Source organism: Actinomadura rayongensis, assembly GCF_009831215.1.
Lineage (GTDB): Bacteria > Actinomycetota > Actinomycetes > Streptosporangiales > Streptosporangiaceae > Spirillospora > Spirillospora rayongensis.
The window spans coordinates 1,946,066-1,973,029 of sequence record NZ_WUTW01000001.1; the positions used below are offsets into that span (position 1 = coordinate 1,946,066).

Here is a 26,964-nt window from a genome sequence, read left to right on the forward strand (position 1 = left end):
GGACAGGCGATTTCCCCGGTTCCGTACCGCCGACCGATAAACAGTGATCGGCGACTCCGAGTCAGAACACGTGTTCTGTGACCGTCCGCTCCTCGGTGATCGCTTTGGGTGACATCGCATCTCGTCGGCCCTGCCTTGGGTGTCCCAATCTTGTTCCCGAGTATATAGGTAGGAAAAGTTGGTCGACGAATCCGCGCCGGTGGCCGGTTTCGGCCAATTCGGCGTCGCGCACATCACGGTTCGGCATTTTCCCCGTCGCGACGATCATGGTAGTGGGCACGGAAGTCGTGTTCACGCGCACCATGTTACAGGCCGTGGAATTCACTGCGCGCTGACCGGCTAATTGCAACTTCAAGCGTCCTCGCCTTTCTTGGCGCCGACGGCTCGGGAGGCACCGGCGTAGGTTTCGAGTTCGGCCAGGTAGGCGTCTTTCGCCGCGCGCGGGAGCCAGGCCGCCTCGAACGCGTTGCGCTCCAGGCGGACCAGTTCGTCCCGGGTGAGGTCCAGCTCGCGCCGGACGACGTCCAGGTTCTCCGCGACGTAGGCCCGGAAGTAGGCCGGGTCGTCGGAGTTGATCGTCACCCGCAGGCCGAGGTCGAGCATCCTTCGGATCACGTCGGCCTTGGGGCCGTCGGTGACGAAGCCGTTGGACACCGGGCAGACCGTCAGCGCGAGCCCCCGTCGGCCGATCTCCGCCGCCAGTTCCGGGTCGTCGAGCGCGTTGACGCCGTGGTCGATGCGGTCGACGCCGATGACGTCCAGGCACTGGCGGATGTGCGCGGTGCTGTTCTCCTGGTCCACGTCGCAGTGCATCGTCAGCAGGTAGCCCTCCCGCCGCGCCCGCGCGAAGACCGCCGCGAACTTCTCCGGCGGGTTGCCGCGCTCGTCGGAGTCCAGGCCGACGCCCACGATCCACTCCCGGTACGGCAGCGACTCCAGCAGCGTCGCCATCGCGAACTCGGCGGACTGGTCGCGCAGGAAGCACAGGATGAGCTGGGCGCGGACGCCGTGCAGGCGCTCGCCGTCCAGCAGCGCGCGGCGCAGGCCCCGGATCACCACGTCGAACGGGACGCCGCGCGCGGTGTGCGCCTGCGGGTCGAAGAAGATCTCGGCGTACCGGACGTTCTGCGCGGCGGCCCGCGCGAGGTAGGCGAGGGCGAGGTCGTAGAAGTCCGGCTCGGTCCGCAGGACGGCCATGCTCTCGTAGTAGCCGACGAGGAACGAGCTGAGGCTGTCGAAACGGTAGGCGTCGCGCGCCTCCTCGACCGTCCCGTACGGCAGCTCGACGCCGTTGCGGCGGGCCAGCTCCAGCTTCAGCTCCGGTTCGAGCGTGCCCTCGATGTGCAGGTGCAGTTCGCACTTGGGCAGCCCTGCGACGAACGGATCCACGGTCCCTCCCGCTTCGCGTGCTCTCCCTCTATGGACGCGGGAGGCCGGTCCGGAGTTCGCGTGCGGCGACACTGCGTTCGTCCGGCGCGACCCTCGGTGGCGCTTCCGGGCGGGCGGGGACGGCCGGAAGACGGCGCGTCGGGCCCTCTACGATCGTCGCGGCGTTACGTCGGGCGGGCCTGGTCCGTCAGTACCACGACGGAACCGACGACCGGGGGAGAGCCGATGGACGAGCAGGTACTGCAGGCCGAGCGCTTCGAGGAGCACCGTCCGCGGTTGCGCGGCGTCGCCTACCGCATGCTGGGGTCCCTGCACGAGGCGGACGACGCGGTGCAGGAGGCGTGGCTCCGGTACAGCCGCACCGACACGAGCGGGATCGAGAACCTGGGCGGCTGGCTGACGACCGTGACCGGGCGGCTGTGCCTGGACATGCTGCGCTCGCGGGCGTCCCGGTCCGAGGAGCCGCTGGAGTGGCACGTTCCCGACCCGGTCGTGAGCCCGGCCGACGGCGCCGACCCCGAGCAGGAGGCGCTGCTGGCCGAGTCGGTCGGCCTCGCGCTGTACGTCGTGCTGGACACGCTGGCGCCCGCCGAACGACTCGCGCTCGTCCTGCACGACACGTTCGCGGTGCCGTTCGAGGAGATCGGCGCGATCCTCGGCCGCTCGCCGAACGCCGCCAAACAACTCGCGAGCCGGGCGCGCCGCCGGGTCCGCGCGGCGGAGACGACGCCCGACGCCGACCTCGCCGGACAGCGCGCGGCGGTCGACGCCTTCTTCGCGGCGGCCCGCCGAGGCGACCTGGCGGCCCTCGTCGCGGCCCTGGACCCGGACGTCACGCTGCGCGCCGACGGCGGCGCCGCCGGCCTGTCCGCGCTGGTCGGCGGCGCCGCGCAGGTGGCCGGCCGCGCGCTGATGTTCGCCCGGCCGGACGCGCGCGTGCACCCGGCGCTCGTGAACGGCGCGGCCGGCGTCGTGGTGACCGTCGCCGGACGGCCCGTCTCGATCATGGCCTTCACCGTCACCGCCGGCCGGATCACGGCGATCGACGCGCTCGGCGACCCGACCCGTCTCGCCTCCCTCCGCCTGCCCGCCTTCCCGTCCTGACCGCTTCCGTGCGTTCTCCCGGCAAATTCCGGAAGAACGCACGGCCGCTGTCGCCGACCGGAATCAGAACCCGCCCGCACCAGCCGGGTCAGGTTCCGTTTGCGCCGGGGGGAGGACCCAGTCGCGCGAGCCGGGGTCCGGACCCGCTCGCGCCAGCCGGGTCAGGACCGGCTCGCGCCAGCCGGGTCAGAACCGACTTGCGGTCGGCGGGGTCAGGACCAGGTCGCGCCGGACTGCGCCCGGACCGTCACGTTGAGCCTGTTGAAGAGGTTCGTCGTGGCGATCATGAGGATGATCGCCGCGAGCTGCTCCTCGGTGTAGTGGTCGGCGGCGGCGTCCCAGACGGCGTCGGGGACCGCGTCCGGGCGGTCGCTCAGCCGCGTCGCCGCCTCGGCCAGCTGCAGCGCCGCGCGCTCGGCGTCGGTGAAGAACGGGGTCTCGCGCCACGCGGCCACCGCGAAGAGGCGCTCGTCGGACTCGCCCGCCTTCCGCGCGCTCTCGACGCCCCCGTGGACGCACGGGCCGCAGCCGTTGATCTGGCTCGCCCGCAGGTGGACGAGTTCCAGCGTCGCCTGCGGCACTCCGCCCTTGTGCATCGCCTTGAAGAGGTTCTGGATCCCGGTCATCGCGTCCGGGAGCACCTGGACGGGGTTCTTCATGCGCTCGGCCATCTCGCGTCCTTTCCGAAGTGGTGTGTCACCGCTATGACGGAGCGGACCGCCGCGAGGTATCACGCGGCGGAGAGAACGTCGCGGCGGGCTCGCGGGCGATCCGGCGCCGGGCCGGGACGCGCGCGACCGTCTCCGCGCCCTTGACGTGATCTGGCGCACGTGCTGTCCTATTAGACGCGCTTTATAACAGAGTGTCCGAGGCAGGGAGGCCGACGATGGCCGCTGACCGGCGCACGTCCCGTGCGGACCGGCCGGACACCGAGGTCGCGATCATCGGCGCGGGGCTGAGCGGGCTCGGGATGGGCATCGCGCTGCGGCGCGCCGGATGGGACGACTTCGTCCTGCTGGAGCGCGCCGGGGACATCGGCGGCACCTGGCGCGACAACACCTATCCGGGCGTCGGCGTGGACGTCCCCGCCCAGGCGTACCAGTTCAGCTTCGCGCTCAACCCGGACTGGAGCCGGGTGTTCGCGCCGGGCGCCGAGGTCAAGGCGTATCTCGACCGGCTCGCCGACCGGTACGACCTGCGGCGGCACGTCCGCTGCGGCACCGAGATCGTCGAGCGCGCGTGGGACGCCGACGCGCGGCTCTGGCGGCTCGCAATCGCGGGCGGGGGAGAGGTGACCGCGCGGTTCGTGGTCAGCGCGATCGGCCCGTTCGTGGACCCCAAGCCCGTCGACATCCCCGGCGTCGGCACGTTCACCGGCACCGTGCTGCACTCGGCGCGCTGGGACGACGCCTGCGACCTGACGGGCAAGCGCGTCGCGGTCGTCGGGACGGGGGCGAGCGCGGTGCAGCTCGTCCCGAAGCTCGCGGCCCGCGCGGCGCGACTGGACGTCTACCAGCGCACGCCCATCTGGGTCGCGCCGAAACCGGACCTGACGATCCCCCCGGCGCTGATGCGCCTGTACCGGCGGGCGCCCCGCGTGCAGGACGCGGTCCGGCGGGCGGCGACGCGCGGCGTCGAACTGATGCTGATCGACGCGGTCGTCCACCACGGCCGGGCGCCCTACCTCACGCGCGGCGCCGCTCGACTGCTGCGCGCCCTCTGGTACCGGTGGCAGATCCGCGACCGGGAGACCCGGCGCGCCCTGACGCCGCGCTACGGGCTGGGGTGCAAGCGTCCGTCGGTGTCGAACACGTATCTGCGGACGTTCAACCGCCCGAACGTGTCACTCGTGACCGACACCATCGAGCGCATCACCCCGGACGGCGTCCGTACCGTGGACGGACGCGAACGGACGGTGGACGCGCTCGTCCTCGCCACCGGCTTCCGGCTGGCCAGCGACCCGGAGAACTTCCGGCGCACGCCGGTGCGCGGCCGGGACGGGTTCGACCTCGCGACCGCCTACACCGACCACCGGCTGGCGTCCTACGAGGGCGTGAGCATCCCCGGCCTGCCCAACCACTTCATGATGTTCGGCCCGTACGGCTGGGTCGGCGGGACGTGGCACCAGCTCGTGGAGACGACGTCGGCCCACGTCGTGCGCGTCCTCGAAGAGGCCCGCCGACGCGGCGCGGACGTGGTCGAGGTGCGTCCCGGGCCGACCGAGCAGTGGACCGCGCGGATGCGCGACCGCCTCGCGGGCTCGCTGTGGAGCGCGCCCGACTGCGCAGCCGCGAACAGCTACTACTTCGACCACCACGGCGACACCCCCTATCTACGGCCGACGAGTTCGGCGCAGGCCAGGCGCGCCAGCACGACCTTCCCCCTGGACGACTACGCGTACTCGGCTCCCGACGCCCCGGCCGTGTCCGGGGACGTACCGGGAGCCCGCCCCGAAAGGGCCGAGAGGACGGCATGACGATCTCCGAGCAGCCCGCATCCCAGCCGGTCCCGCACCGCGCCCTCCGCGTCCGGCGCGTCCGCTTCGCCCATCCCGCCGGGGCACTGCGCCGCCACTACGCGGACGGCGACCTGATCATGAGCCACACCGTCGCGGTGCTGTCGGCGACCTTCCCGCCGGGCGAGGACTTCTTCGTCCGCTCGGTGCGCCACTACCGCGACCGGATCACCGACCCCGAGCTGGCCGCCCAGGTGCGCGGCTTCATCGGCCAGGAGGTCGTGCACAGCCGGGAACACGACCACCTCAACAAGGCGCTCCGCGACCTCGGCTACCGCACCGACTGGACGCACCGGTTCATCGAACACGCGCTGGCGGTGGCCGACCGGACCCTGCCGCCGCGCGTCCGGCTGGCCTTCACCGCCGGCCTGGAGCACTACACGGCGACGATCGCCGAACAACTGCTGACCAGCAAGCGGGCGCAGGCGATGCTCGGCGACAACCAGGCGGGCCGGATCCTGCTCTGGCACGCGCTGGAGGAATCCGAGCACAAGGCCGTAGCGTTCGACGTGTACCGCGCGACCGGCGGCGGCGAACGCCTGCGCATCTGGTCGATGCGCGTGATCAGCACACTGCTCCTACTGCACGTCGTCCTAGCCACGACGCTGTCAGTGCTGGGCGACCGAGCGACCTACACCCCGTTCCGCCTGCCGCGCAGCCTCGCCCGCATCCCCCGTTCCCCCTTCGTCGCCCGCGACGTGATCCGTCGGCTGCGCGCCTACAACCGCCCCGGTTTCCACCCCGACGACTTCGACAACACCGCCCTCCTGGAACGCTGGCGCACCGAACTGTTCGGCCCCGAAGGCACCCTCGTCGCCCACGCCAACTACCGCGACGCCCCCGAACCCCCGGACACCCCCGAACCCCCTCCCGGCGATTGAGACGCGGGTGCACGGCGAATTCGGGCAGGATGACGGTATGGAACGTGTGCTCGGCATCGGCGGATACTTCCTCCGCGCCGCCGACCCGGCGGCACTGGCCGCGTGGTACCGCGAGTGCCTGGGCCTGGACGTCGACGAGAACGGCCTGTGGAACCAGGAAGCCGGCGGGACGGTGTTCGCGACGTTCGAGCCCGAGACCGACTACTTCGGCTCCCGCACCCAGCAGACGATGCTCAACTTCCGCGTCCGCGACCTCGACGCGATGCTCGCCCAGTTGCGCGCGAAGGGAGCGGACGTCGCCGACGAGACGCAGGACCTCGACGGCGTCGGCCGCTTCGGCTGGGTCACCGACCCGGCAGGCAATCGCGTCGAACTCTGGCAGCCCGCCTGACGGCCTCGACCGCGCCGCGGTCGCGCTGTCCGCACCCACGGCGGACGGGAATGCCGAGCTTGAGGCCGAGTACCGGCTGTGGGTGCTGCCCGCCGAACCGGATCGGGCCACGAGACTTGTGCCTGGTCCGCCTGCCGTCCAGCTCCCGACGTCGAGCGACGCGCTCGAATCTCCGTCCGGCGCCTGACGCCGAGTGCCACGACGCGCCCGCACTCCCGTCGGGCGCCTGTCTTCGAGTGCCGTGCCTGAACCTCCTTTCGGCGCCTGCCTTCGGGGGCCGCGACCCGCCTGGACCCCGTCTGGGAGCTGAGTTCGAGTGCAGCGGCGCGCCGCACCCTCGTCTGGCATTTGACTCGGGGCCGATGAGTTCTGCTCGGCCCGATGGTCTGAACTGGCGACCGGCCGAGTGAGCCGGTCGAGTGGCGGACGCGGACCGGCGATGAGCCGGTGCGTCGTGCGGAGCGTTGGGCTTGCGCCGGGACGCTCCCGGCTCAGGCGAAGCAGTGGGAGGCATCGATGCGCAAGCTGATTCTGGGTTTCTACGTTTCGCTGGACGGTAAGAGCGCGGACGCGGACAACGGGATCCGCGACGTCATGATGAGCATCGACGACCCTGAGCAGGAGGAGTACTTCGTCCGTCGGCTGTGGGACGCCGGTGCCTTCCTCATGGGACGGAACACCTACGAGAGCATGGCCGCGTACTGGCCCGGCTCCGACCACCCGTCCGCCAAGCCCATGAACGAGATCCCCAAGGTCGTGTTCTCCCGCACCCTCGACTCGGCCGACGCCTGGCCCGAGACCCGAATCGCCCGCGGCGACACCGCCGAGGAGATCGCCCGGCTCAAAGCCGAGCCCGGCAAGGACCTCGTCGCCGCTGGCGGCACCGCGTTCCTCCACTCCTTGATCAAGCTCGGTGTGGTGGACGAGTACCGGCTGTGGGTGCTGCCCGCCGTCACCGGCAAGGGCGCTCCGCTGTTCCCCGAACTGGCTCAGGCCACGAAACTTCGTCTGGTCACCTGCACCTCCTTTTCCTCGGGAATTCTCGAACTCGTGTACGTCCCCGCCAGCAGCTGAGCCCGCCGAGCGGACCCCGCTACCCCGGCATCGGGCCGCACCTTGCCGGGAACTGAGCCCTGGCGAGCGGTAGCCCGTCACCTGGGCACTGGACCGGGCTCCGCTGGGAGCTAAGCCCCCTGCCAGTGAACCCCGCCGCCCGGTACCGGCTCGGGCCCTGCTCGCAGCTGAGGCCCGGCGAGCGGTAGGCCGCTACCCGGGGCACCGGACCGGCTTCGCTGGCAGCTGAGTCCCGGTGAGTGGTCGGCCGTCGCCTCGGCATCGGGCCGGCCCCGCTGGGAGCTGAGGCCCGGTGAGCGGTGGGCTGCCGTCCTGGCGTTGGGCCGGGCTCGGCTTTGTTTGTGGTCAGGTTGGGGTGGATTCGAGGGCTAGCAGGGTCTCCTTGGCTTCGGGGCCGCCGACGTAGCCGCCGGACGTGCCGTCGGAGCGGACCACGCGGTGGCAGGGGACGACGACGGGCAGTGGGTTCTTTGCGCAGGCCGTGCCGACGGCGCGGACGGCGCGGGGGCTGCCTACTGCGGCGGCCACCTCGGCGTAGCTTTCGGTGTGGCCGTAGTCGATGTCCGACAGGTGGGTCAGGACGCCGTGGCGGAAGCCCCTGGAGAGCCGCCAGTCGAGGGTCAGCTCGAAGCGGGTTCGGCGGCCGGTGAAGTACTCGTCGATCTGGCGGGCCGCTTCGTCCAGGCGGGCGGGCGCGTTCATGATGCGCGGGCTGACGTCTGCGGCGAGTTGCTGTAGGACGGCCTCGTGGTCCTGTGTCGGGTAGGCCACTTTGACGAGGCCGTCCTCGGTCGCCGCTAGCAGCAGTTCCCCTACCGGGGTGTCCACGGTGCTGTAGGCGATGTCGAGCAGGCCTGCGCGCTCGGCGTGGTCGCGCAGGCGCTCGCGCAGGCGTTCCAGCAGTGGGCTGTCGTCCTCGGGGATTTCCGTCGGCAGGCGGCGGGGTTCGGATTCGGACGCGGTCGTCATCGGGCCGCCCCCCTTTCTTCGATGGGTCCGCGATAGATCGCGCGCAGGGTCTTCATGCCGTCCGCGGCGGCGCGGCGGGCGGCGTCGGTCGTCGTCTCGGTGATCGCGGCGATGTCCCGGTAGGGCAGGCCCGCCAGGTAGTGGTACGCCACCGCCCGCCGCTGCCGTTCGGGCAGGGTCCGCAGCGCCGCCCACAGGTCGCCCTCCCAGTCCTCGGGACGGCCGTCGGGCGCGGCGCCGTCGGGGACGTCCCCGACCGGCACCGCCCGGCGCGCGGCGGCACGGGCCAGGTCGACGGCCTTGCGGTGCGCGACGGTCACCAGCCACGCCTCGACGTTCGCGTCCGGCCGCAGTTGCGGATAACTCCGCAGCGCGGCCAGGAACGTCTCGGACCAGGCGTCCTCCGCGTCCGCCGGGCCGACGACCGCGCGGCACACGCGCAGCACCATCGGCCCGTGGTCGGCCACGATCTGCTCGAACGGTTGCAGGCTCACATCTGGTAAACGTCCGGGCGGCGCGAAACGTGAGATCCCGATCGCAAGATCTTTTCGCGGCGGCGCCCCGACGACCGCGACGGGCCCGAAGAACACGAACACCGAGGTCTCGCCCGGCGCCCGGTAGCGCGCCCCGGGCTCCCGGCGCGCGGCCGGGAGCCCGAAGCGATCAGCGGCGCCGGTTCCGCAGCCGCGCGAGCAGGCCGCGCGCCCGCTCGCGGTTGCGGGGGTCGCGCGCGACCCCCTCGACGCGGGCGCGGGCCTGGCGTCCCTGCGGGCTGTTGAGGAATCGCCGGATCCGTTCGGTGAGCGATGGCATGGGCTCTCCTCGGCCGTCCCGGCGGCGATGGGATCACCGCCGCCTCGACCGGTCCAACGAACGGGCCGCCCGATCCGTTCGGAACGATCACTCAGAGCAGGCCCGCGACGACCTCGGCGAGCGCCCGGCCGAGCCGCACGTTGGCGGCGGCGGTGAAGTGCACGCCGTCCACGCCCTCGGTCGCGACGACCTGACCGGCGTCGAAGAACGCGGCGCCCGTGAAGTCGGCGAGGGCGCCGTAGACGCGCGGCAGGTCGACGGTCTTCGCCCGCGACCCCCGGAACACCTCGGCGAACCACGGATCGGAGATGACGCCCAGCGGCGGCGGCGCGACGATCAGGGTTTTCGGCGCCGGATACGACGTTCCGACGTCGTTCCCCGAACGGGCCACCTGGTCGACGAGACGCGCCATCCCCGTCGCGATGTCGAACGGCGTCCGGTTGAAGTACGTCTTGGTGTCGTTCGTGCCGAGCATGAGAACGACGACGTCCAGCGGATGGTGGCTGGCGAGAGCCGTGGGCAGGTAAGCGCTGCCGTTGAGGCGCGGGTCGAGCGGGTCGTCGGCGTCGGTCGTACGGCCGCTCAGCCCCTCCTCGACGATCTCGTGGCCGGGGCCGAGCGCGGCGGCGAGCGCGCCGGGCCACCGCTCGGCGGCCGGGTAGCGGCGCGTCGGCACCGTCCCGGGGACGGGCACCCAACCCCAGGTCAGGGAGTCGCCGAAGCACAGGATCCGTCTGGTGTCGGACACGGGCGACTCCCCTTCTCGCGGACGCGGACGCTCAGCCTGCCATGCCGTCCCGGCGCGGCGCCTCCGGCGGGACCGGCGTTTCGTACGGAAGGTGGGGCGCGGGCGACGGCGGCGGCAGGGCCGCCGGGGGAGGCGGCGGCGGGATCTGCCGGGCGTCGCGGCGGTCGCGGTAGGCGTCGCGGACCCGGCCGCCGAAGCGCCGCCCCGCGTCCTGGACGCGCTGGGCGCGGTCGCCGGTGAGCGCGTCGCGCATCCGGTCGGCGGACTGGCGGCCGAGGTCCTGCATCCGGCGGGCCTGCTCGGACTCCAGCGCGCGCCGCATCCGCTCGGCCTGCGCGGCGGCGCTCTCCCGGACGGCCCCGCCCGCGATCTGCCCGGCCGCCTGCGTGCCGTCCCAGGCCCGTCCGGCGCCGTCGCGGGCGGCGGCGACGGCGCGGCGGTAGGTCCCGGCGCGGACGACCACGGTCCCGGCGACGAGGTCGGCGAGCGTCCGGCGCCGCCGCCCGAGCAGGGCCGGGACGCTCGTCGCGAAGAACGCCGCCAGCGCCGCCACCCACAGCACGACCGACAGGAAGAACTGGCCTTCGAGCAAGAGGATCCAGGCCAGGCAGTACAGACCCGAACTACCAGCCGTCGTGACGACCGACCGCCGGAGCGCACGGCCCGCGCCGGGCCGGGCGTCGGCGGACGTCCGGACGCGCAGGTCCATCGCCGCCTTCCCGACCGTCCGCCCGAGCCACGCCTGCCCGGCGAACTGGTACAGCAGCTCGGCCAGCACGAGCAGCAGGAACGCCTCCTCGACGGCGGCGGTGAACGACCCCCACACCGAGGTGCCGAAGTCCGACGCGGCCCGTCCGACGTCGCCGGACGTCAGGAGCGTGCCGCCGGCGCCGAGGGCCTTCCCCCAGAGGCCGTCGACCGCGAGTTCGTGCAGCCGCCCCCACGTCATCAGCGCGAGCAGGCAGGCGACGCCGAACAGCAGGAGCGCGTCGATGCCCCGTGCGGCGAGTCGGCGCCCGTGCGGCGCGCGGTCTGGCGCGGGCGCAGGCACGGGCGCGGGGACGGGAGCGGGCAGCGGCGGGTGGGGCGGCGGGCCGTACACGGGCACCCCTCACGGGTCACGCGGAGCTGGCGGGAACGCCAGATTCTAGGGCGATCCAGGCTGATCATGCGACCCGTTCCGGAAGGCCGGGATCGGCCGCGCCACCGCCGCGCCGCGCTCTTGTCGGACGCGGGGCCGACTGTCAGGCTGCGAAAATTGACCGTCTCCTGACTGGAGGACCGGAATGGCAAGTAAGACCGCTTTGGCGGTTCTGGCGGCCGTCGCCCTGGCCGCGACGCCGCTCACCGCCGCGCGGGCCGACGCGCCCCCGTCGAAGCTGGCCCGGCTGGTGACGCTCCAGGACGTCCGCCGCCACCAGCTCGACCTCCAGAAGATCGCGGACGCCAACGGCGGCAACCGCGCCGCCGGACTCGCCGGGAACACGATCACGATCAAGTACATCGTCGACCAGCTGAAGCGCGCCGGGTACACCCCGACCGTCCAGAACTTCACCTTCGACTTCTGGCAGGAGCTGAGCGAGCCCGTCCTCGCCGAGACAGCCCCGGAACCGAAGACGTTCGCCCCCGACACCGACTTCGCGACGCTCCAGTACTCCGGCACCGGCGACGTCACCGCCCCCGCGACCCCGGTCGACCCGGCGGCGGCCGGCGCGGGCAGCGGCTGCGAGGCCGACGACTTCACCGGCTTCCCGAAGGGCCACGTCGCGCTGATCCAGCGCGGCGGCTGCTTCTTCGCCGACAAGGCGGGCAACGCCGTCGCCGCCGGGGCGAGCGCGGTGGTGATCTACCAGCGTCCCGACGTGGACGGCCCGGTCGCGGGCACGCTGACCCGCGCGTTCGACGTCCCGGTCGTCGGCCCGACCAACGCGATCGGCACCGACCTGGTCAAGAAGGCCCAGAACGGGGGCGTGACCCTCCACGTCAAGACCGACACCCTGAACCAGAAGCGCACCACGGCGAACGTCATCGCCGACACCAAGCGCGGACGAGCCGACAACATCGTGGTGGTCGGCGCCCACAACGACAGCGTGACCGAAGGACCGGGCATCAACGACGACGGCTCCGGCACCGCGACGCTCCTCGCGACCGCACGGCAGATCGCCAAGCTCGGCGGCAAGCTGCGCAACAAGGTCCGGTTCGCGTTCTGGGGCGCGGAGGAGGAAGGGCTGCTCGGCTCCCAGCACTACGTCGACAGCCTCACCCCGGACGACCTGGGCAATATCGCGCTGGATCTCAACTTCGACATGCTCGCCTCGCCCAACTTCGTCCGGTTCGTCATCGACGGCGACAACAGCGCGGGCCAGAACAACGTCGAGGCGCCCGCCGGGTCCGGGGCGATCGAGAAGACGTTCACCGACTACTTCGCCGCCCGCAAGCTGGCCACCGAGCCCACGGCGTTCGACGGACGGTCGGACTACAACGCGTTCATCGGCGCGGGCATCCCCGCCGGCGGCGTGTTCACCGGTGCCGAGGGCGTCAAGACGGCCGCGCAGGCGGCCACGTACGGCGGTACGGCCGGTCAGCCGTACGACCCGTGCTACCACCAGTCCTGCGACCGCTATGACAACGTGAACCTCACCGGCTTCCGGCAGATGATCGGTGCCACGACGTCCGCCATCGAGGCGTTCGCGTACAGCACCCTCACCGTGAACGGCAGCGCGCGGACCCGGCGGCAGGCCGTGACCACGGCCGCGCACCCCGGCCCGTACGCCGCACGCTAGAAAACCGCTGGCCCCGGCCGCGACACCGCGGGCATCCTGGGCGTCATGCTGGACGACGCCCGGATCGACGCCTTCGTCCGGGACGGTTTCGTCCGGATCGAGGGCGCGTTCCCCCGCGACGTCGCGGCCGGGTGCCGCGCGGCCATCTGGCGCGACCTGGCCGTCGACCCGGACGATCCGGACACCTGGCCGGGACCCGCCGCCGCGCTCCCCGGCTCGGCCGAACCGCCCTTCCGGGCCGCCGCGAACACCCCGTGCCTGCACGCCGCGTTCGACGCCCTGGTGGGCCGGGGACGCTGGACGCCGCGCGACGCCCTCGGCGGCATCGTTGTCCGGTTCCCCGGCGGCGGCCCCGCGCGCGTGGACGGCTGGCACGTCGACGTCAGCTTCCCCGGCGACGACTCAACGCCCGATGACTACATGACGTGGCGGGCGAACGCCCGGTCCCGGGACGCCGCGCTGCTCATGCTGTTCCTGTTCTCCGACGTCGGCCCGGACGACGCGCCCACCCGGCTGCGCGCCGGATCCCACCGGGACACGGCGCGGGTCCTCGAACCGGCGGGGGAGCGGGGCCTGGACGCCCGCACGCTGGCCGGGCGCGCCGAGGCCGCCTCCCGGCACCGCCGGATCGCCCCCGCGACGGGCGCCGCGGGCGACGTCTACCTGTGCCACCCGTTCCTCGTCCACGCCGGGCAGCCGCACCACGGGACGCGCCCGCGCCCGCTCGGCCAGCCGAAGCTTCTCCCGGCCGGGCCGCCCGCGCCCGACGCGCCGGTGACGCGCGCGCTCGACGCCTGACGGGGCCTTCCGGAGGAACGCGAGCCCTGGAATTCTCCCGTCCCCCCGGAAGGTGTACCGAAGTATGTATCACACAGTCGCGCGGCGCTAGGCAGGGAATGAGCGTGTCCCGCCGCCTTCTTGTCACCGCGCCGCGAGGCGGGACGCGTCGGGCCGCCGGCGACGGGGAACGATCACCGCAGGCCGCCGCGACGAAGGGGGGACGCCGTGCTCGGCCTCGAACTCGTCGTCGTCCTCGGCGCGGCGGTGCTGGCGGGCAACGTCGCCGGACGGCGGCTGCACGTCGCCCCGCCGGTGCTCCTGCTCGCCGGCGGCGTGCTGCTCGGCTTCGTCCCGGCGCTGCGGCGGGTGCACCTGCCGCCCGAGGCGGTGCTGCTGCTGTTCCTGCCCGCGCTGCTGTTCTGGGAGAGCCTCACGACGTCGCTGCGCGAGATCCGCAGCAACCTGCGCAGCATCGTCCTGCTCGGCACGCTCCTCGTCTTCATGACCGCCGCGATCGTCGCGTCCACCGCGCACGCGCTCGGTCTCCCGTGGGGCCCGGCGTGGGTGCTCGGCGCGGCCCTCGCGCCGACCGACGCGACGGCCGTGGGCGTCCTCGCGCGCTCGCTGCCGCGCCGCGACGTGACCGTCCTGCGCACCGAGAGCCTGATCAACGACGGGACGGCCCTCGTCATCTACGGGATCGCCGTCGGCGTCACGGCCGGGGACGAGCACTTCGAGGCGCCGCGCGTCGGCGCGCTCCTGCTGCTCGCCTACGGCGGCGGGACGGCGGCCGGGCTCGCGACGGCGTGGCTCGGCGTCCGGATCCGCCGCCGCCTGGACGAGCCGCTGCTCGCGAACGTGACCATGCTCCTCACCCCGTTCGCCGCGTTCCTGCTGGCCGAGAGCATCCACGCGTCCGGCGTCCTGTCGGTCGTGGTGTGCGGGCTGACGGTCAGCCAGTCCGGGCCGCGCGCCGGACGGGCCGCGACCCGCCGCCAGGCCGAGGACTTCTGGTCGCTGGCCGCGTTCCTCGTCAACGGCGCCCTGTTCGTCCTCGTCGGGCTGGAGGCGCAGACCGCCGTGCGCGGCCTGACCAGCGCCGACGTCACCGACGCGCTGCTGCTGGTCGCGGCCGTCTCGGGGGTGCTCATCGGCTCCCGGTTCGCGTGGCTGTTCACCGCGCCCTACCTCGTCCGGCTCCTCGACCGGCGTCCGCAGCAGCGGAGCAGGCGCGTCGGGTACCGCGTCCGGATCGTCAGCGGGTTCTCGGGGTTCCGCGGCGCGGTGTCGCTGGCCGCCGCGCTCGCCGTCCCGCACACCGTCGCGTCGGGGCGACCCTTCCCTGACCGCGACATACTGGTGTTCGTCACCTTCGGGGTCATCGTGGTCGCGCTGTCGCAGGCGCTCGTGCTCCCGGCCGTCGTCCGCTGGGCCCGGCTCCCGCACGACACGGGCGCGCGCGACGAGCACCGGTTCGCGCAGGTCGCGGCGATCGAGGAGGCGCTGGACGCGCTGCCCGGCCTCGCGGCCGACCTCGGCGCCGACCCCGACCTCGCCGACCGGCTGCGCCGCGAGTACGAGGACCGGCTCGACCTGCTGCGCGCCGGCGACCCGGACGATCCCGCGCTGCACCGCGAGGAGCGGGCGACCGCACTGCGCCTGGCGCTGATCGCCCGCAAGCGCGCGACCGTCGTCAAGCTCCGCGACGAGCGCCGCATCGACGACCTGGTGCTGCGCGAGGTGCAGGCCGCCCTCGACATCGAGGAGATCCGGCTGGAGCGCCGCCGCTGACTACGGTTCGGCGGACGGCGAGTCCGGCAGCGTCAGTCCGCCCTCCCGCTCCCGTCCGCGCAGGTACTCGGTGTGGTCGCGCAGCCGCTGCGCCTCCGCCGCGTACAGGTCGTCGGCGGTGCGCGTCAGCGACGCCGCGATGAGGTCGAGCTGGCTCAGCAGTTCCTCCGACGCCGTCCGGTGCCCCGCGCGGCGCAGCGCGTACCAGCGCGGCAGGTTGAGGTAGGTCTCGAAGCTCGTCGGGAGGTCGGTCCGGATCGCGCGGGAGATCTCGTACAGCGGGTCGGGCGCCGCCGTCAGCACCTCCGGACGGCTCAGCAGGTCGCGCAGCATCCCGGCGATCGCGTCCAGCCGCGCCAGCGCCTCGGGCGGGGCGCGGTGCGCGCGGACGCGGCCGACCAGCCCCGCCAGGTCCGCGCGCAGCCGCCCGGTCTCGGCGACCGTGTCGTCCAGCACCAGCGCGACCTTCTCCGGCGGCGCGAGCAGCGCCCCGGCGGCGTACAGCCCGGCGACGACGGCCGGCGAGTACGGCCCCGCCACGCCGGTGAAGTGCAGGCCGAGCCCGACGAGCCCCCCGACGCAGCCGACGAGGTTCTTGACCGAGCCGAGGTAGCGGACGATCCGGTCACTGATAGCCACGGATCTCCCTGAACACGCTGGACAGCGACTGTGTCCGCGCGTCGAACGTCCGGCCCCGGGTGAGCGTTGCGAGGTCGTTCATCTCGCCGGTCGCCGACTCGCCGAACAGGATCGGGAACACCGGGACGCCGCGCAGCGCGGCGGGCCGCGTCCCGTACCAGGCGCGGAAGTCGCCGGCGTCCGCGCCCGCGTTGCTCTCGCCGTCGGACATGAGCACGATCGAGGTGAGCCGGTCGGGCTCGCGCGCCGCCTGCTCGCCGACCACCGCGAACGCGCGTTCCAGGCTGTCGTAGATCGCCGTCCCGCCCCGCGCCCGCAGGCCGCCCGCGTAATTGCGGATCCGCGCCAGTTCGGCGCCCGGGTTCCGCTCCGGGACGACGTAGGTCGCGGGCGGGCCCGGCTTGTCGCTGAACGGCAGGAGCGTGACCTCCTCGCGGTCGTGGAAGCGCTGGAACCGGCCGGACAGCGAGGTGTCCGCGCCGGTCAGGGCCGTCAGGGCGGACTTCAGCGACGCGAGCCGCGAGCCCTCCATCGAACCGGACACGTCCAGGACGTAGACCGTGCGGGACGGCCGCCGCAGCCGGTTGAAGTAGGCGTCGATCAGCGCGTCGGCGGCCTGCCGCCGGGCCGGGAACGGCAGCTCCGGCGGCTCGGGGCCGAACCCGGCGGACGGCCGCACGCCCGGCACGACCGGACGGCGGTGCGTCGCGTCCATGATCTTCCGCTGGACGGCGGGCCGCAGCAGATACGCCGTGAGCCTGCGGAACGTGTCGGAGGCGTTCCGCGGCGCGGACGACAGCAGCGTCAGCGGATAGTCGGCCGTGACGACGCCGTCGCTCGGGTAGACGAGCGTCAGCGGCTCCGGCAGCTTCCCGGACGCGTTCAGCGTCAGCAGCACCGACTCGTAGTTGACCAGCCCGTCCACGCGGCCCGGGTCGGCGGCGTAGGTGTCCGACAGCCAGCCGGACGAACCGGACGTCAGCCGCTGCGCCGCGAAGAACCCGCGCAGCTTCGGCGCCACCCGGTCGACGGCGGCCGTGTCCAGGGCCGCGCCGGTGTCGGCGAGCGCGGCCGTGACGCCCACGAGCGCGGAGAACCCCGAGTTGGACGACACCGGGTTCGTCATCCCGTAGGTGAACCTCTTCGCCCCGGCGGCTGCGGCGATGGCGGCCCACGTCGGGCGCGTCCGGTCCCACCCGAGGCCGTGCGCGACGGACGCCCGCAGCCCCAGCACCACCGGCGACGCCATCGTCTTGACCGACGGGCCGAGCGCGGCCCGCGCACCCGGCTGGAGCGCCAGGTAGCGGTTGGACGAGAACCAGATCGCGTCGTGCGCCCGCTCGGCCGTGCCGTCCACGACCTGCTGGACGCCATCGATCGTCCCGGTGTAGTCCAGTTTGACCGTGACGCCGATGTCCTTGCGCGCCGCCGCCAGCACCGGCCGCAGGTCGGCCAGCTCGCTGCTCGCGAGGATTCGCAGCGTCCCGCCGCTTTCCGCGCCGGTGGCGTCGCACCCGGCGGCCAGCGCGAGGACCGCCGCGGCCAAGACCGCCGTGCCGCGTCGCCTCACGCGCTCTCGTCCCGCTCGTGGGCGCGCGCCAGGTAGGCGCTCGCGCGGTTCAGCTCGCCGTCGAGCGCGTCGACCGTGCTCTGCATGTTGGTGATGGCCTGCGCCTTGTAGGTGTCGATGGCGTCGATCGTCCGGTAGATCTGCTCGAACGACGACCGCAGCGTCTCCAGGCCGACGGCGGGCTCGGCCGCGATCCGCTGGATCTCGCCGCTCTGGCCGTCGAGCATGTCGGCGTTGAGCCGGATGATGTCCTCGGTCGTGCCGCGCAGCGCGGTGACCTGCTCGATGACGAGCTTCTGGTTGGACAGCGCCGCCGCGATCGTGACGGCGATCCGCAGCGCCGAGACGGTCGTGGACGCCGCCCGGTCCACGCCCCGGATCAGCTCGTCGTTGTTGCGGCGGACGGTGTCCAGCGCGAGATAGCCCTGCGCGCAGACCGCGAGCTGGGTGAGGATGTCCTGATATTTCCGGCGGACGGGGAACAGGACGTCCACCCGCAGCGCGGTGGCCCGCTCCTCGTCGGCGGTGTCCGCGACCCGCTGCTCGACGGCCTCGTCCAGCGCGCGGGCCAGCACCGCGTACTCCTGGAGCTTGCCCATCGTCGCCCACAGGCTCGCGCGCTCGTTCTGGATGGCGGCGTTGTCGCGGCGCAGCTCGTCCTGGCCGGACCGCAGCACCGTGACGATCTTGTTGATGTGCACGTTCGCGGACTGGTACCGGTTCACGAAGTCGCGCAGGGACCTCCCGAACGGCAGTTTGGACAGCAGTCGCCGGCCAGTGAGCCTGCCCGCGTCCTTCGGGTCGAGGTCCTCGACCGTGCGGCGCAGCTCCAGCAGGCCGCCCGCGACGCGCTTCTGGGCGTCGGCGGCGTCGCCCCTGGCGCCCGCGAGCGCCGCCACCGAGCGGTTCAGCATCCGGTTCGCGGCCGCGGCGGACGCGCGCATCTCCCCGTCGCCGAGCCCGGCGATCTCCCCGATCTTCGCCAGGAACGCGGGGGTGCGGGGGTCGAGGCGCGCCAGCTCGTCCACGTACGTCCGGGCCCGCTCGGCGAGCGCGTCGCGCGTCGCGTCGTCCAGCGGGATCAGCGTCTCGGCGCGCTCGGCCGGGACGGGCGCCACCGGCTCGGGCGGCGTGAGGAGGAGGTCCCCGTTCTGCGTCATCGTTGCTCCTTCTTCGGCCCCGTCACCCGTACGCCTTGGCGACCCCGGTCAGGAGGTGTTCGAGGGTGTCGTAGGAGGGGGTGTCGACCACGTCGATGAGGTCCGGGGCGACGGGCACGCGGCGCTCCCTCGCCACCGCGGCGAACTGCGCGGGGTCGGCGGTGCGGAAGCCGTGCCGGGCGGCGAGGCGCTGGAGTTCGGCGTCGGTGCTCAGCAGGCGGCCGACGCGGTCGCCCCTGCCGTCCAGCGGGATCAGCGTGTGCTTGGACAGCACGGTCGGCGACGGGTACATCAGCACCATGCCGGGCTTGAGCCGGCCGCGCACGGCGGCGTCCACGAACTGCGCCTCGTATGCGCAGACCAGCGGCGTCTTGCCCATGCCGAGCGCGAGGTAGTCCGCGAACGGGCCTTCGGACGAGTTGTCGGTGTAGCCCTGGTCGAGGAACAGCCGCGACAGCGCGGGCAGCACCTTGCGCTCCTCCGCCGGGTTCCGCACGACCGCGTCGCCGTTCGCGACGTACGACGCGATGGCCAGGTACATGGCGGCGGAGTTGGAGCTGCGCGGATCGGTCGTGGAGACCAGGATGTTCTTGCGGACGGGGTAGGCCGTGTTGCCCCGGAGGCCGTCCCACCGGACGTTCCGCGCGACCAGGTCGAGGTAGCGGGCGACGTCGAACGTCCACACCGGGGACCGCTTGACGACGCCCGCCTTCTCCAGCAGCTCCGCGATCGGCTGGAACGTCGCGACGACCATCGGCGACGAGAACGGCGTGTAGCGCCCGGCCTGCCGCCGCTGGCGGATCTTGTCGGCGGCGGGCGAGCTGGACGGGAACGCGAAGTCGTACTTCCCGAGGTCGACGGACGTGGCGATCTCCCGCGACCCCGCCGGGTCGACCTCGACTTTCAACCCGTGCCTGGCCAGCACCCTCCGCACGGCGGGATCGTCGAAGAACGCCTGCTTCTCCGAGCCGATCACCCCGCGCACGGTCACGGTCCCCCCGGACGAGCCGCGCCCCTGAACGATTGCGATCACGACGCCGACGATGAGAGCCCCCGCCAGCACGATCGAGAATGTGCGCCTCATGTGGGCGCGAGTCTGTGAGTCCCGGGTGTCGGGAAGGTGTCCGAACCGCTGCCGCCCGGTGACTGGAGTCTGGCGCTTGGGCGGTTCCACGGGGCGGCGTGAACAGGGGGCGAACTTCAACAGACGTTGATGTCTTCTCGATCGTTCCCGGCCGGCATGGGCGCGTGCGCCGCGTCCGTCCTCCTGGTCGCCAGGCCCACGGCGAGCGTCGTGCAGACGCCGCCGAGGACGGCGAGCAGCAGCGGCACCGTCCGCACGCCGGACACCTCGATCACCGCCCCGAGCAGCGGCGGGAACGCGACGCCGCCGACCATCGACGCGGCGACGACGAGCGCGCCCGCCCCGCCGCCCGGCGCGCTCCGGCGCAGCCACGGCAGGCCGGTCGGGAAGATCGGCCCGATCGCCAGGCCGACGCCCGCGTACGCGAACGGCGCGGCGCCCGGGACGGCCGCGAGCAGCAGGAACCCGGTCATCCCGGCGCAGCACCAGGTGACGATGGCCGCGTCGGAGAACCGCAGGCTGAGCGGGATCGCCAGGAAGCGCCCGGCCGTCATCGCCAGCCAGAACCCCGACGTCGCGACCGCCGCCGTGGCCGCGCCGAAGCCGACGGTCTCCAGGTGCGTGGGCTCCCAGCCGCCGACGCCCGTCTCGATAGCCACGTGCAGCACGTAGATCACCACGAACGCGAGGACGAGCGGCAGGACGCGCGGCGACCGGTCCGGCGCGGGCCGCGCGGCCTCGGCCGGACGGCCCCGGACGCCCGCGAGGCTCGGCAGCAGCGCCAGGCAGACCAACGCGCACCCCGCGAACGCCCAGGGGTAGCGGGCCGCGTCCAGCTGCCCGAGCAGCGCGGGGCCGAGGATCGCGCCGACGCCGAAATGGGCGTTGAGCAGGTTGAGCATCGCGGTGCCGCGCGTCCCGAACCCCACGGCGAACAGCAGGTTCAGGCCGTAGTCGACGGCGCCGAAGCCGAGCCCGGTGACGAACGCGCCCGCCAGCGCGGCCGGCCAGGACGGGGCGAGCGCCACGAGCAGCGACCCGGCGGCGATCAGCGCGTAGCCGCAGCCGAGCGGCAGGCGATCGCCGGTGCGGGCGCGCGCCCGGTGGAACGCGCCCACGCCGAGCAGCGCCCCGGTGAAGTGCGCGCTCAGCGCGAGCCCGGCGGCGGACGGGCCGAGCCCGAACTCCGCGCGGAACGCGGGGATGGCCGGGCCGTACAGGGCCTGGAGCGCGCCGATGACGACGAACCCGAGGCACGAGGCCGCCGCGGCGGAACGCGTGAACATCCGGCCTCCTTCATTCGCACATGTAGGATGTTCAAACAAACATCACGAATGTTCTTCTGTCAACCGGCAGAATGGGCGCGGGAGGTGCGGATGAACGTCCGGGAGAGGCACCGGCTCATCGTGGCGATCCTCGCCGAGCGCAACCGGGCCACGGTCGCCGAGCTGGCGAAGGCCGCCGGGACGTCGGAGATGACCGTCCGGCGCGACCTGGAGCAGCTGGAGGCGCAGGGCGCGCTCCGGCGCGTCCACGGGGGAGCGGTGAGCGCGCTGCTGAGCGGCGTGGAGCAGCCGTTCGCGCTGCGCGCGCTGGTCGGCGCCGACGCCAAGGCCCGGCTCGCCGCCGCCGTGACGGACCTGCTCGAAGACGGCGAGACGGTCGCACTGGACACCGGCACGACGGCGGTCGCGGTGGCGACGGCGATGGCGGCGCGGCGGCTCACCGTCACGCCGCTGTCCCTGCACGCGGTGCACCCGCTGGAGGGCGCGGACGGGATCCGGCTGCTGCTGCCCGGCGGCCAGGTGCGCCCCGGGGAGCTGTCGTTCCACGGCGACCTCGCGGTCCGGACGTTCGCGGACCTGCGCTACGACACGTTCGTCCTGAGCACCTGCGGGATCGACGCGTCCGTCGGCGCGACCGCGCACGACCTGGACGACGTCCACGTCAAGCGGGCGGCGATCCGCGCCGCGCAGCGGACGGTGCTGGTGGCGACGGCGGAGAAGCTCGGCCGGGTCGCGTTCGGCCGCGTCTGCCTGCCGCAGGACCTCAGTCTGGTCATCACCGATGCGCGATCGGACAACCAGAATGTTCAGGATCTGCGCGCGGCGGGCGTCGCGGTCACGACGGTCTGACGCGCGTCAGGCCGTCCAGAGGGCGGCGACCTCGTCCCGGAACTCGGCGGCCTGCCGCAGGCCCGCGTCGTAGGCCGAGTACCGCAGGTTGGGCTCGAACAGGCCGAGCGTGAACAGCTCGGCGGCCTCCCGGTCCGGGCACAGGACGGTGACGCGCGCCGTGCCGAGGTCCGCCAGCTCCGCGTCCAGCTCGGCGCGCGGCAGCATATGGCGCAGCGGCGCGAGGACGATCACGCGGTCGTGGCCCCGGGCGAGGTCGGCGCTGGTCGAGGAGTGGACGCCGCCGTCGATGTACGGCCGCCCGTCGATGGCGGTCGGGACGTACAGCACCGGCCACGAGCAGCTCGCGCGGACGGCCTCGTGCAGCGTCGCCGCGCCGCCCCGCCGCCACACGGTCCGCTCCCCGGTGTCCGCCGCCACCGATGTGAGCAGCAGCTCGCGGTCCGGCCAGTCCGCGACCGGGAGCCGTTCCATCACGCGGTCCAGCCACGGCGTCATCGACGGGTACCCGGTGTCCCTGGCCATGTCGCCGAGCATGCGGCGGCGGGTCCGCGCGGGGACGGACGTGTCGGACAGGATCTCGATCGTCCGGTACAGCAGCCCCTGGTCGATGTCGGGGGCGGGGTCGACGTGGTGCTCCTTGATCAGGTCGAGGATGAGGCCGGAGACGTCCGCGTCGGCGGCCAGGCAGGCGCCGATGTACGCCCCCGCCGCCGTCCCGACGATCAGGTCGGCGGCGCCGAGGTCGGTCCCGTCGCGGCGGAGGCCGTCGACCAGCCCGGCCGCCCACGGCCCGGCGACGCTTCCGCCGCCGCCCAGCACCAGTGCTCGCGTCACACGCCCTCCTCTCCTTCCTGGGAAGTACCCGGGCAAGGTCTCGGTCTGTACAGCCGCGGTTCAAAGGCGTGTTGCACGGGTCGAGGGGATGCGGCACCGTACGGGCAGGGACATGGACCGGCGGGAGTGGGTGCGTGAGTCAGGTTCCGGAGACGCGCGGACCGGACGGAGACGTCCGTCCCGCGCACGAACTGAGCCCCGCCGACTACGAGCGGGCCGTGGCCGACCTGGTCCGGGCCTCCGGGCACGAGGTGCTGGACTGGCGCGTCGCGCACCTGGACCCGGTCCCGGGCACCGACGGTACGTACGTCATCGACGTGACCGTGCGGTTCCGGCTCCTCGGCGCGGACTTCCTCATGCTGTTCGAGTGCAAGCGCCACGCGGCGCCCGTCAAGCGCGAGCACGTGCAGGTGCTGAACGACAAGCTCCGCGCGACGGGGGCGCACAAGGGGGTCGTGGTCGCGTCGTCCGGTTTCCAGAGCGGCGCGTTGGAGTACGCCCGCGTGCACGGCATCGCGTGCGTGCGTCTGGTGGACGACTCCTGGACGTACATGACGCGCGACGGCGGTGAGACGGCCGGACCGTCTCCGCAGTACGCGGCGTATCTCAGCCGGGCTACCGATGCGGGGCCGGTGAGCGTGCTGCTGACCGATCGTCCGGACCGTCTCCGGACGTTCCTCTTCGACCGCTAGGCCCCGGCGTGGATCTGCCCCGCCCACAGGGTCGGGGCGTCCAGGAACGCGGCGCGGACGCGGCGGAGCGCGTGGTGGAGGGCGAGCGCGGCGCACGCGGTGTCGGGGGGACGGGCGCCGCCGTCGGTCAGCGCGGCGTAGACCTCCTCGGCGACCTGGGTGGCGACCCGATCGCTGAGCGGCCAGAGCGTCCCGATCGTCGTGCGGTACCCGGCGAGCTGGAACGCGGCGGTGATGTGGACGGCCTCGTCCACCAGCCGGGGATGGGTGTCGGACGTCCCGCACGCGGACAGGTAGGCCAGGTCGGCGCCGGTCAGCCGCTGCCGGGAGATCTCCGCGACGGTGAGCGGCCGGACGGCGTGGTCGTGCAGCAGCAGCCGGTTCGCGCCCGGATCATCCCAGTCCGTGGCGGTGTGGCAGGCGAAGTGGACGACCGAGTGGTCCGGCAGCGCTTTCAGGACGGCCTTCCGCGTCGCCGCCCGCGTCCGCAGAACGGTCGGGTCCGCGAGCAGCCCCGCCACGCGGTGCGCCTCCGCGTCCGCGCCCGGCAGCGGGGCCATGTCCGGCGTCTCGGGCATGGCGACGATCAGAGCCGAACCGTTCTCACGTTCCGTCTCCCGCCGCGCATAAGCCAGCGCCCGGATCGTCGGGGTATAGGACGAGACGACCCGGTCCATGACCGTGCGCGGCGGGACGTCGGCGACCAGGTCGTGGTGGTGCCCCGCCGCGTGCAGCGGCAGATACGCCAGGACGCCGACCGGGCACCACCACACCCGCGGCCACGCCCCCCGCGGGACCCCGGTGTACCCGAGCGCGTCGAGAACCGGCGCCGCCACCGTGTCCCACAGCCAGCCGAGGACGTCGTGCAACTCGTCCTCCGCGCGAGCCCGCCCGTCCCGCCCGCCGAGCGCGACGCGCCGCGCGGCGAGGAACCGGTCACCGTACGCGCGCACGGCCGCATCGGTGAGCCCAGGCAACGGCACATGCCGCACCCGCCCCCCACCCGCACCGGAACCGGCGTCCGCGCTGGGACCCGCGCTCGCGCCGAAGCCCGTGCCCGCGCCGCGTCCCGTGCCCGCGCCGGAACTCGTGCGCGCGCCGGAAGCGGCGTCCGCACTGAGACCCGCGCTCGCGCCGGTGTTCGCGTCCGGTGCGGTGCCCGCGCTCGCGCCACTGCGGTCGCCCGCGTCCGTGGCGGTTGTGTCGGCGCCGGGGGTGGTGAGGATGAGGGCGTCGCCTCGGTCGTGGTCGGCTGTGACGAGGATGATCGGTCCGGGGCCGGTCTGGTGGAGGAGCGCGTTGATCGAAGGCGGGGCGAGGAAGTCGGTGAGGCCGTCGCGGGCGCGGATGCGGCTGAGGAGCGCGTCCCATTCGGAGGCGGCGGCGCGGCGGCGGGCGGCGAGCGCGCGGTCGCCTTCGCGGCCGTCGGTCGGCGGGTCGAGGCTGGCCATGCGGTCGCGGAGGCGGACGAACGCGTCGGCGAGGTCGGGTGCGGCGGCGCGCAGGCGGTCCACCTCGGTGCGGGCGTCCATGTCCTCGGTGAGCAGCAGGCCGCGGGCCTGTTCGAGGAGTTCGACGGCCCGCTCGGGACGGCCGGCGGCGAGCGCGGTCCCGGCGGCGCGCGCGGCGATCCCGGCCGTCTCGCCGAGGCGGTGCTCGCGGTCGGCGCGGCGCAGGTCGCGCGGCGCGACCAGCGGCAGCAGCGCGACCACGGTCTCCATCGCCGCCAGCGCCGCTTCGGTGTCGCCCGCGAGGGAGCAGGCCGTGGCGAGGGACCGTCCGGCGGTGATCCGGTCCTCGGCGGTGGCGGCGGGCAGGGCGGCGGCGCGGGCGAGGACGGTCCGCGCCTCGGCGAGGTCCCGCCGGTCCCCGGACAGGGCGAACAGGCGCAGCAGCGCGCGGCCCAGCGTCGCCAGATAGCCCGACAGCTCCGACCAGGCGCCGTCGGCGGCGGCCACGGCGGCGCGGCCGGTGGCGACGGCCTCGCGCAGCGGCTCCGGGTCGCCGGTGCTCTCGTGGAGCAGGACGAGCGCGACCGCGAGGTTGGACAGGTTGCGCGCCCGGACGGCATGGCCCTCCGGCGTCGCGGCCACGGCCTCGCGCGTCAGATCGACGCCCTCCGCGAGGACGCCCGTGTCGTCGGTGCGCTCGGCGAGCGCGAACAGGCTGTTGCCGAGGCTCGACAGCAGCGCGGCGCGGCCTGGGTGGTCGGCGGGCAGCGCGGCGACGGCCGTCCGGCCCGCCCGGACGGCCTCGGCCAGCGCCGCCGCGTCGCCCGTCCGGTCGGCGAGGGCGCGCAGCGTGTTGGCGAGGTTGATCAGGCGCCCGGCGCGCAGCGGATGCCCGTCCGGGGTGGCCGCCGCGCAGGCCCGGTGCGCCTCGACGGCCTCGTGCAGGTCGGCGAGGGAGCCGGTCAGCTCGAACGACGTGCGCAGCGAGACCCCGAGGTTGGCAAGTCCCACCGCGCGATGTGGATAGTCCGGGGGAGCGTCGTCCACAGCTCGGCGGCCGGTGGTGATCGCCTCGCGCAGCGCGTCCGGGTCGCCCGTTCGCTCGAAGAGGGTCTGGAGCGCGCCGGCGAGCCCGGCCAGGCGTCCGGGCAGGTCCGGGTCGTCCGCGCCGGTCCGGCGGACGGACGACCGGTGCGCGGCGACGGCGTCGTCCAGCGCGGCGGGGTCCCCGGTCTGCTCGTACAGGCGGCGCAGCAGGCCGCCGAGCTCGTTGAGGTCGTTGGCGTCCGCGCCGGGCGTGCGGCGGAGCGCGATGGCCTCGCGCAGCGCGCCGAGGTCGCCGGTGCGGTCGAAGAGCATCCGCAGCGCGGCCGAGAGGTCCTGCACCTCGGCGGGGTCCTCGCGGGCGGCGACGCGCAGGACGGCGACGACCTCGCGCAGCGGCTCGGGGTCGTCGGAGTCGTCGTGCCAGGTCCCGAGCGCGCTGATCAGGTTGGACCGGCACAGGTCCCGCTTCGGATGCCCCGGCGGCACGGCGTCGAGCGCCGCGCGGAACAGGCCGATCGCCGCCTGGAGCGCGTCGGGATCGCCCGTCCGCTCGTACCACTCCATGAGCGCGACGCCCTGGTCGGTGAGGATCGACGGCTCGGTGTCGTCGTCCCCGCCGAGCACCAGGTCCTCGGGGATGAAACGCTCGTCGTCCTCGGCGGGGACGAAACGCTCGTCGACCTCGCCGGGCATCAGGTCTTCAGGCACGAAACGCTCGTCGTCGACGGCGGCCGGCTCCTGCGCGTAGAACTCGCGCAGCGGCTCCGGCACGGCCGAAGGCTCGACCGCGAAGACCGGCCGGAACATCATGACGGCGAGCTGCAGGTCGTCGTCCCACTCGCCGGGCGGGAGCACCTGGACGCGGAGCCAGCACAGCCATCCGAGCGCGTAGAGCACGTCGACGTCGGGCTCCCCGGCCGAGTCGACGAACGCGAGCAGCGCGTCCATCTCCGCGAGCGCGTCCGGTTCCAGGACGGCGCCGGGCTCGCCGCCGGACAACGCGCGTTCGAGCCGCGCCCGGACCGCCGCGAGAAGCCGCTCCTGCACCGGCCCGCCCTTCCTGCTCGCCCGCCGTGCCCGGATCGCCGTGAGCAGTCTGTCCCGCACCGGC

Annotated in this window: 25 protein-coding genes; 10 read left to right on the forward strand and 15 right to left on the reverse strand. The window is 73.6% G+C overall.

What is annotated here, in order from left to right:
- Window positions 1-61 precede the first annotated feature (61 nt).
- On the reverse strand, window positions 62-295 hold the full coding sequence (locus GQ466_RS09200; RefSeq protein WP_161102257.1) for a hypothetical protein: 234 nt from the start codon (window positions 293-295) through the stop codon (window positions 62-64).
- A 56-nt stretch (window positions 296-351) separates the two neighbouring features.
- The gene (gene add / locus GQ466_RS09205; RefSeq protein ID WP_161102258.1) at window positions 352-1,389 is read right to left on the reverse strand and encodes an adenosine deaminase; all 1,038 of its coding nucleotides are present in this window, start codon (window positions 1,387-1,389) and stop codon (window positions 352-354) included.
- Window positions 1,390-1,614: 225 nt separating this feature from the next.
- On the opposite strand from add, the gene GQ466_RS09210 reads away from it, so the two are divergent.
- A complete protein-coding gene (locus tag GQ466_RS09210; RefSeq protein ID WP_161102259.1) occupies window positions 1,615-2,493 on the forward strand; it encodes a sigma-70 family RNA polymerase sigma factor in 879 nt (292 codons plus the stop codon).
- A 212-nt stretch (window positions 2,494-2,705) separates the two neighbouring features.
- Here the strand turns inward: GQ466_RS09210 and GQ466_RS09215 are convergent, their stop codons facing one another.
- Window positions 2,706-3,164 (reverse strand): carboxymuconolactone decarboxylase family protein, encoded by a 459-nt coding sequence (locus tag GQ466_RS09215; protein ID WP_161102260.1) that lies wholly within the window; start codon window positions 3,162-3,164, stop codon window positions 2,706-2,708.
- A 215-nt stretch (window positions 3,165-3,379) separates the two neighbouring features.
- Between GQ466_RS09215 and GQ466_RS09220 the strand changes: the two genes are divergently transcribed.
- The 4 genes from GQ466_RS09220 (at window position 3,380) to GQ466_RS09235 (ending at window position 7,354) form a co-directional block, all read left to right on the forward strand.
- Window positions 3,380-4,969, forward strand: a complete 1,590-nt coding sequence (locus tag GQ466_RS09220; protein ID WP_161102261.1) for a flavin-containing monooxygenase — start codon at window positions 3,380-3,382, stop codon at window positions 4,967-4,969.
- Window positions 4,966-5,889: a metal-dependent hydrolase gene (locus GQ466_RS09225; RefSeq protein ID WP_161102262.1), complete on the forward strand. Its 924-nt coding sequence runs from the start codon at window positions 4,966-4,968 to the stop codon at window positions 5,887-5,889. The genes GQ466_RS09220 and GQ466_RS09225 overlap by 4 nt, the downstream gene beginning before the upstream one ends.
- Before the next feature lie 37 nt (window positions 5,890-5,926).
- Window positions 5,927-6,280, forward strand: a complete 354-nt coding sequence (locus GQ466_RS09230) for a VOC family protein (protein WP_161102263.1) — start codon at window positions 5,927-5,929, stop codon at window positions 6,278-6,280.
- A gap of 516 nt (window positions 6,281-6,796) precedes the next feature.
- The gene (locus tag GQ466_RS09235; protein ID WP_161102264.1) at window positions 6,797-7,354 is read left to right on the forward strand and encodes a dihydrofolate reductase family protein; all 558 of its coding nucleotides are present in this window, start codon (window positions 6,797-6,799) and stop codon (window positions 7,352-7,354) included.
- A gap of 345 nt (window positions 7,355-7,699) precedes the next feature.
- On the opposite strand, the gene GQ466_RS09240 is transcribed toward GQ466_RS09235, so the two are convergent.
- The 5 genes from GQ466_RS09240 to GQ466_RS09255 all read right to left on the reverse strand — a co-directional run bounded on the left by GQ466_RS09240 (window position 7,700) and on the right by GQ466_RS09255 (window position 10,986).
- The gene (locus GQ466_RS09240) at window positions 7,700-8,323 is read right to left on the reverse strand and encodes a methylated-DNA--[protein]-cysteine S-methyltransferase (protein ID WP_161102265.1); all 624 of its coding nucleotides are present in this window, start codon (window positions 8,321-8,323) and stop codon (window positions 7,700-7,702) included.
- Window positions 8,320-8,817 carry an RNA polymerase sigma factor gene (locus GQ466_RS09245; protein ID WP_337193386.1) on the reverse strand — a complete coding sequence of 166 codons (498 nt, stop codon included), beginning with the start codon at window positions 8,815-8,817 and terminating at the stop codon, window positions 8,320-8,322. The genes GQ466_RS09240 and GQ466_RS09245 overlap by 4 nt, the downstream gene beginning before the upstream one ends.
- Window positions 8,818-8,986: 169 nt before the next feature.
- Window positions 8,987-9,136, reverse strand: coding sequence for a hypothetical protein (locus tag GQ466_RS30675; RefSeq protein ID WP_202420029.1), 150 nt, complete (start codon window positions 9,134-9,136; stop codon window positions 8,987-8,989).
- A gap of 91 nt (window positions 9,137-9,227) precedes the next feature.
- On the reverse strand, window positions 9,228-9,884 hold the full coding sequence (locus GQ466_RS09250; protein WP_161102266.1) for a GDSL-type esterase/lipase family protein: 657 nt from the start codon (window positions 9,882-9,884) through the stop codon (window positions 9,228-9,230).
- A 31-nt stretch (window positions 9,885-9,915) separates the two neighbouring features.
- Complete coding sequence (locus GQ466_RS09255) at window positions 9,916-10,986, reverse strand: RDD family protein (RefSeq protein ID WP_161102267.1); 1,071 nt, start codon at window positions 10,984-10,986, stop codon at window positions 9,916-9,918.
- A gap of 184 nt (window positions 10,987-11,170) precedes the next feature.
- Between GQ466_RS09255 and GQ466_RS09260 the strand changes: the two genes are divergently transcribed.
- The 3 genes from GQ466_RS09260 (at window position 11,171) to GQ466_RS09270 (ending at window position 15,238) form a co-directional block, all read left to right on the forward strand.
- The gene (locus GQ466_RS09260) at window positions 11,171-12,667 is read left to right on the forward strand and encodes a M20/M25/M40 family metallo-hydrolase (RefSeq protein ID WP_161102268.1); all 1,497 of its coding nucleotides are present in this window, start codon (window positions 11,171-11,173) and stop codon (window positions 12,665-12,667) included.
- 45 nt (window positions 12,668-12,712) lie between these two features.
- The gene (locus GQ466_RS09265; RefSeq protein ID WP_161102269.1) at window positions 12,713-13,465 is read left to right on the forward strand and encodes a phytanoyl-CoA dioxygenase family protein; all 753 of its coding nucleotides are present in this window, start codon (window positions 12,713-12,715) and stop codon (window positions 13,463-13,465) included.
- Window positions 13,466-13,672: 207 nt separating this feature from the next.
- Window positions 13,673-15,238, forward strand: coding sequence for a Na+/H+ antiporter (locus GQ466_RS09270; protein ID WP_161102270.1), 1,566 nt, complete (start codon window positions 13,673-13,675; stop codon window positions 15,236-15,238).
- Here GQ466_RS09270 and GQ466_RS09275 read toward each other — a convergent pair whose 3' ends face one another.
- From GQ466_RS09275 to GQ466_RS09295, 5 genes are all read right to left on the reverse strand, one after another.
- The gene (locus GQ466_RS09275; RefSeq protein WP_337193387.1) at window positions 15,239-15,877 is read right to left on the reverse strand and encodes a hypothetical protein; all 639 of its coding nucleotides are present in this window, start codon (window positions 15,875-15,877) and stop codon (window positions 15,239-15,241) included.
- The gene (locus GQ466_RS09280) at window positions 15,864-17,447 is read right to left on the reverse strand and encodes a VWA domain-containing protein (RefSeq protein ID WP_337193388.1); all 1,584 of its coding nucleotides are present in this window, start codon (window positions 17,445-17,447) and stop codon (window positions 15,864-15,866) included. The genes GQ466_RS09275 and GQ466_RS09280 overlap by 14 nt, the downstream gene beginning before the upstream one ends.
- Complete coding sequence (locus tag GQ466_RS09285; protein ID WP_161102271.1) at window positions 17,444-18,607, reverse strand: toxic anion resistance protein; 1,164 nt, start codon at window positions 18,605-18,607, stop codon at window positions 17,444-17,446. The genes GQ466_RS09280 and GQ466_RS09285 overlap by 4 nt, the downstream gene beginning before the upstream one ends.
- Window positions 18,608-18,629: 22 nt before the next feature.
- Window positions 18,630-19,691 carry a hypothetical protein gene (locus tag GQ466_RS09290; protein ID WP_161102272.1) on the reverse strand — a complete coding sequence of 354 codons (1,062 nt, stop codon included), beginning with the start codon at window positions 19,689-19,691 and terminating at the stop codon, window positions 18,630-18,632.
- Between the two features lie 116 nt (window positions 19,692-19,807).
- On the reverse strand, window positions 19,808-20,977 hold the full coding sequence (locus GQ466_RS09295; RefSeq protein WP_161102273.1) for an MFS transporter: 1,170 nt from the start codon (window positions 20,975-20,977) through the stop codon (window positions 19,808-19,810).
- A 90-nt stretch (window positions 20,978-21,067) separates the two neighbouring features.
- Here GQ466_RS09295 and GQ466_RS09300 point away from each other — a divergent pair, with 90 nt between their 5' ends.
- Complete coding sequence (locus tag GQ466_RS09300; protein WP_161102274.1) at window positions 21,068-21,826, forward strand: DeoR/GlpR family DNA-binding transcription regulator; 759 nt, start codon at window positions 21,068-21,070, stop codon at window positions 21,824-21,826.
- Between the two features lie 6 nt (window positions 21,827-21,832).
- Here the strand turns inward: GQ466_RS09300 and GQ466_RS09305 are convergent, their stop codons facing one another.
- Complete coding sequence (locus GQ466_RS09305; protein WP_161102275.1) at window positions 21,833-22,663, reverse strand: patatin-like phospholipase family protein; 831 nt, start codon at window positions 22,661-22,663, stop codon at window positions 21,833-21,835.
- Between the two features lie 134 nt (window positions 22,664-22,797).
- Between GQ466_RS09305 and GQ466_RS09310 the strand changes: the two genes are divergently transcribed.
- A complete protein-coding gene (locus GQ466_RS09310; protein ID WP_161102276.1) occupies window positions 22,798-23,355 on the forward strand; it encodes a restriction endonuclease in 558 nt (185 codons plus the stop codon).
- On the opposite strand, the gene GQ466_RS32670 is transcribed toward GQ466_RS09310, so the two are convergent.
- Window positions 23,352-26,960, reverse strand: a complete 3,609-nt coding sequence (locus tag GQ466_RS32670; protein WP_161102277.1) for a CHAT domain-containing protein — start codon at window positions 26,958-26,960, stop codon at window positions 23,352-23,354. The two genes, GQ466_RS09310 and GQ466_RS32670, sit on opposite strands and share 4 nt — an antisense overlap.
- Window positions 26,961-26,964 lie beyond the last annotated feature (4 nt).

Excerpts from the sequence above, each read along its gene's own strand:
- GQ466_RS09230 (WP_161102263.1), top strand. The coding sequence starts at position 5,927 with ATGGAACGTGTGCTCGGCATCGGCGGATACTTCCTCCGCGCCGCCGAC.
- GQ466_RS09235 (WP_161102264.1), top strand. The coding sequence starts at position 6,797 with ATGCGCAAGCTGATTCTGGGTTTCTACGTTTCGCTGGACGGTAAGAGC.
- GQ466_RS09240 (WP_161102265.1), bottom strand. The coding sequence starts at position 8,323 with ATGACGACCGCGTCCGAATCCGAACCCCGCCGCCTGCCGACGGAAATC.
- GQ466_RS09285 (WP_161102271.1), bottom strand. The coding sequence starts at position 18,607 with ATGACGCAGAACGGGGACCTCCTCCTCACGCCGCCCGAGCCGGTGGCG.
- GQ466_RS09260 (WP_161102268.1), top strand. The coding sequence starts at position 11,171 with ATGGCAAGTAAGACCGCTTTGGCGGTTCTGGCGGCCGTCGCCCTGGCC.
- GQ466_RS09290 (WP_161102272.1), bottom strand. The coding sequence starts at position 19,691 with ATGAGGCGCACATTCTCGATCGTGCTGGCGGGGGCTCTCATCGTCGGC.
- GQ466_RS09295 (WP_161102273.1), bottom strand. The coding sequence starts at position 20,977 with ATGTTCACGCGTTCCGCCGCGGCGGCCTCGTGCCTCGGGTTCGTCGTC.
- GQ466_RS09225 (WP_161102262.1), top strand. The coding sequence starts at position 4,966 with ATGACGATCTCCGAGCAGCCCGCATCCCAGCCGGTCCCGCACCGCGCC.
- GQ466_RS09300 (WP_161102274.1), top strand. The coding sequence starts at position 21,068 with ATGAACGTCCGGGAGAGGCACCGGCTCATCGTGGCGATCCTCGCCGAG.
- GQ466_RS09215 (WP_161102260.1), bottom strand. The coding sequence starts at position 3,164 with ATGGCCGAGCGCATGAAGAACCCCGTCCAGGTGCTCCCGGACGCGATG.
- GQ466_RS30675 (WP_202420029.1), bottom strand. The coding sequence starts at position 9,136 with ATGCCATCGCTCACCGAACGGATCCGGCGATTCCTCAACAGCCCGCAG.
- GQ466_RS09265 (WP_161102269.1), top strand. The coding sequence starts at position 12,713 with ATGCTGGACGACGCCCGGATCGACGCCTTCGTCCGGGACGGTTTCGTC.
- GQ466_RS09210 (WP_161102259.1), top strand. The coding sequence starts at position 1,615 with ATGGACGAGCAGGTACTGCAGGCCGAGCGCTTCGAGGAGCACCGTCCG.
- GQ466_RS09220 (WP_161102261.1), top strand. The coding sequence starts at position 3,380 with ATGGCCGCTGACCGGCGCACGTCCCGTGCGGACCGGCCGGACACCGAG.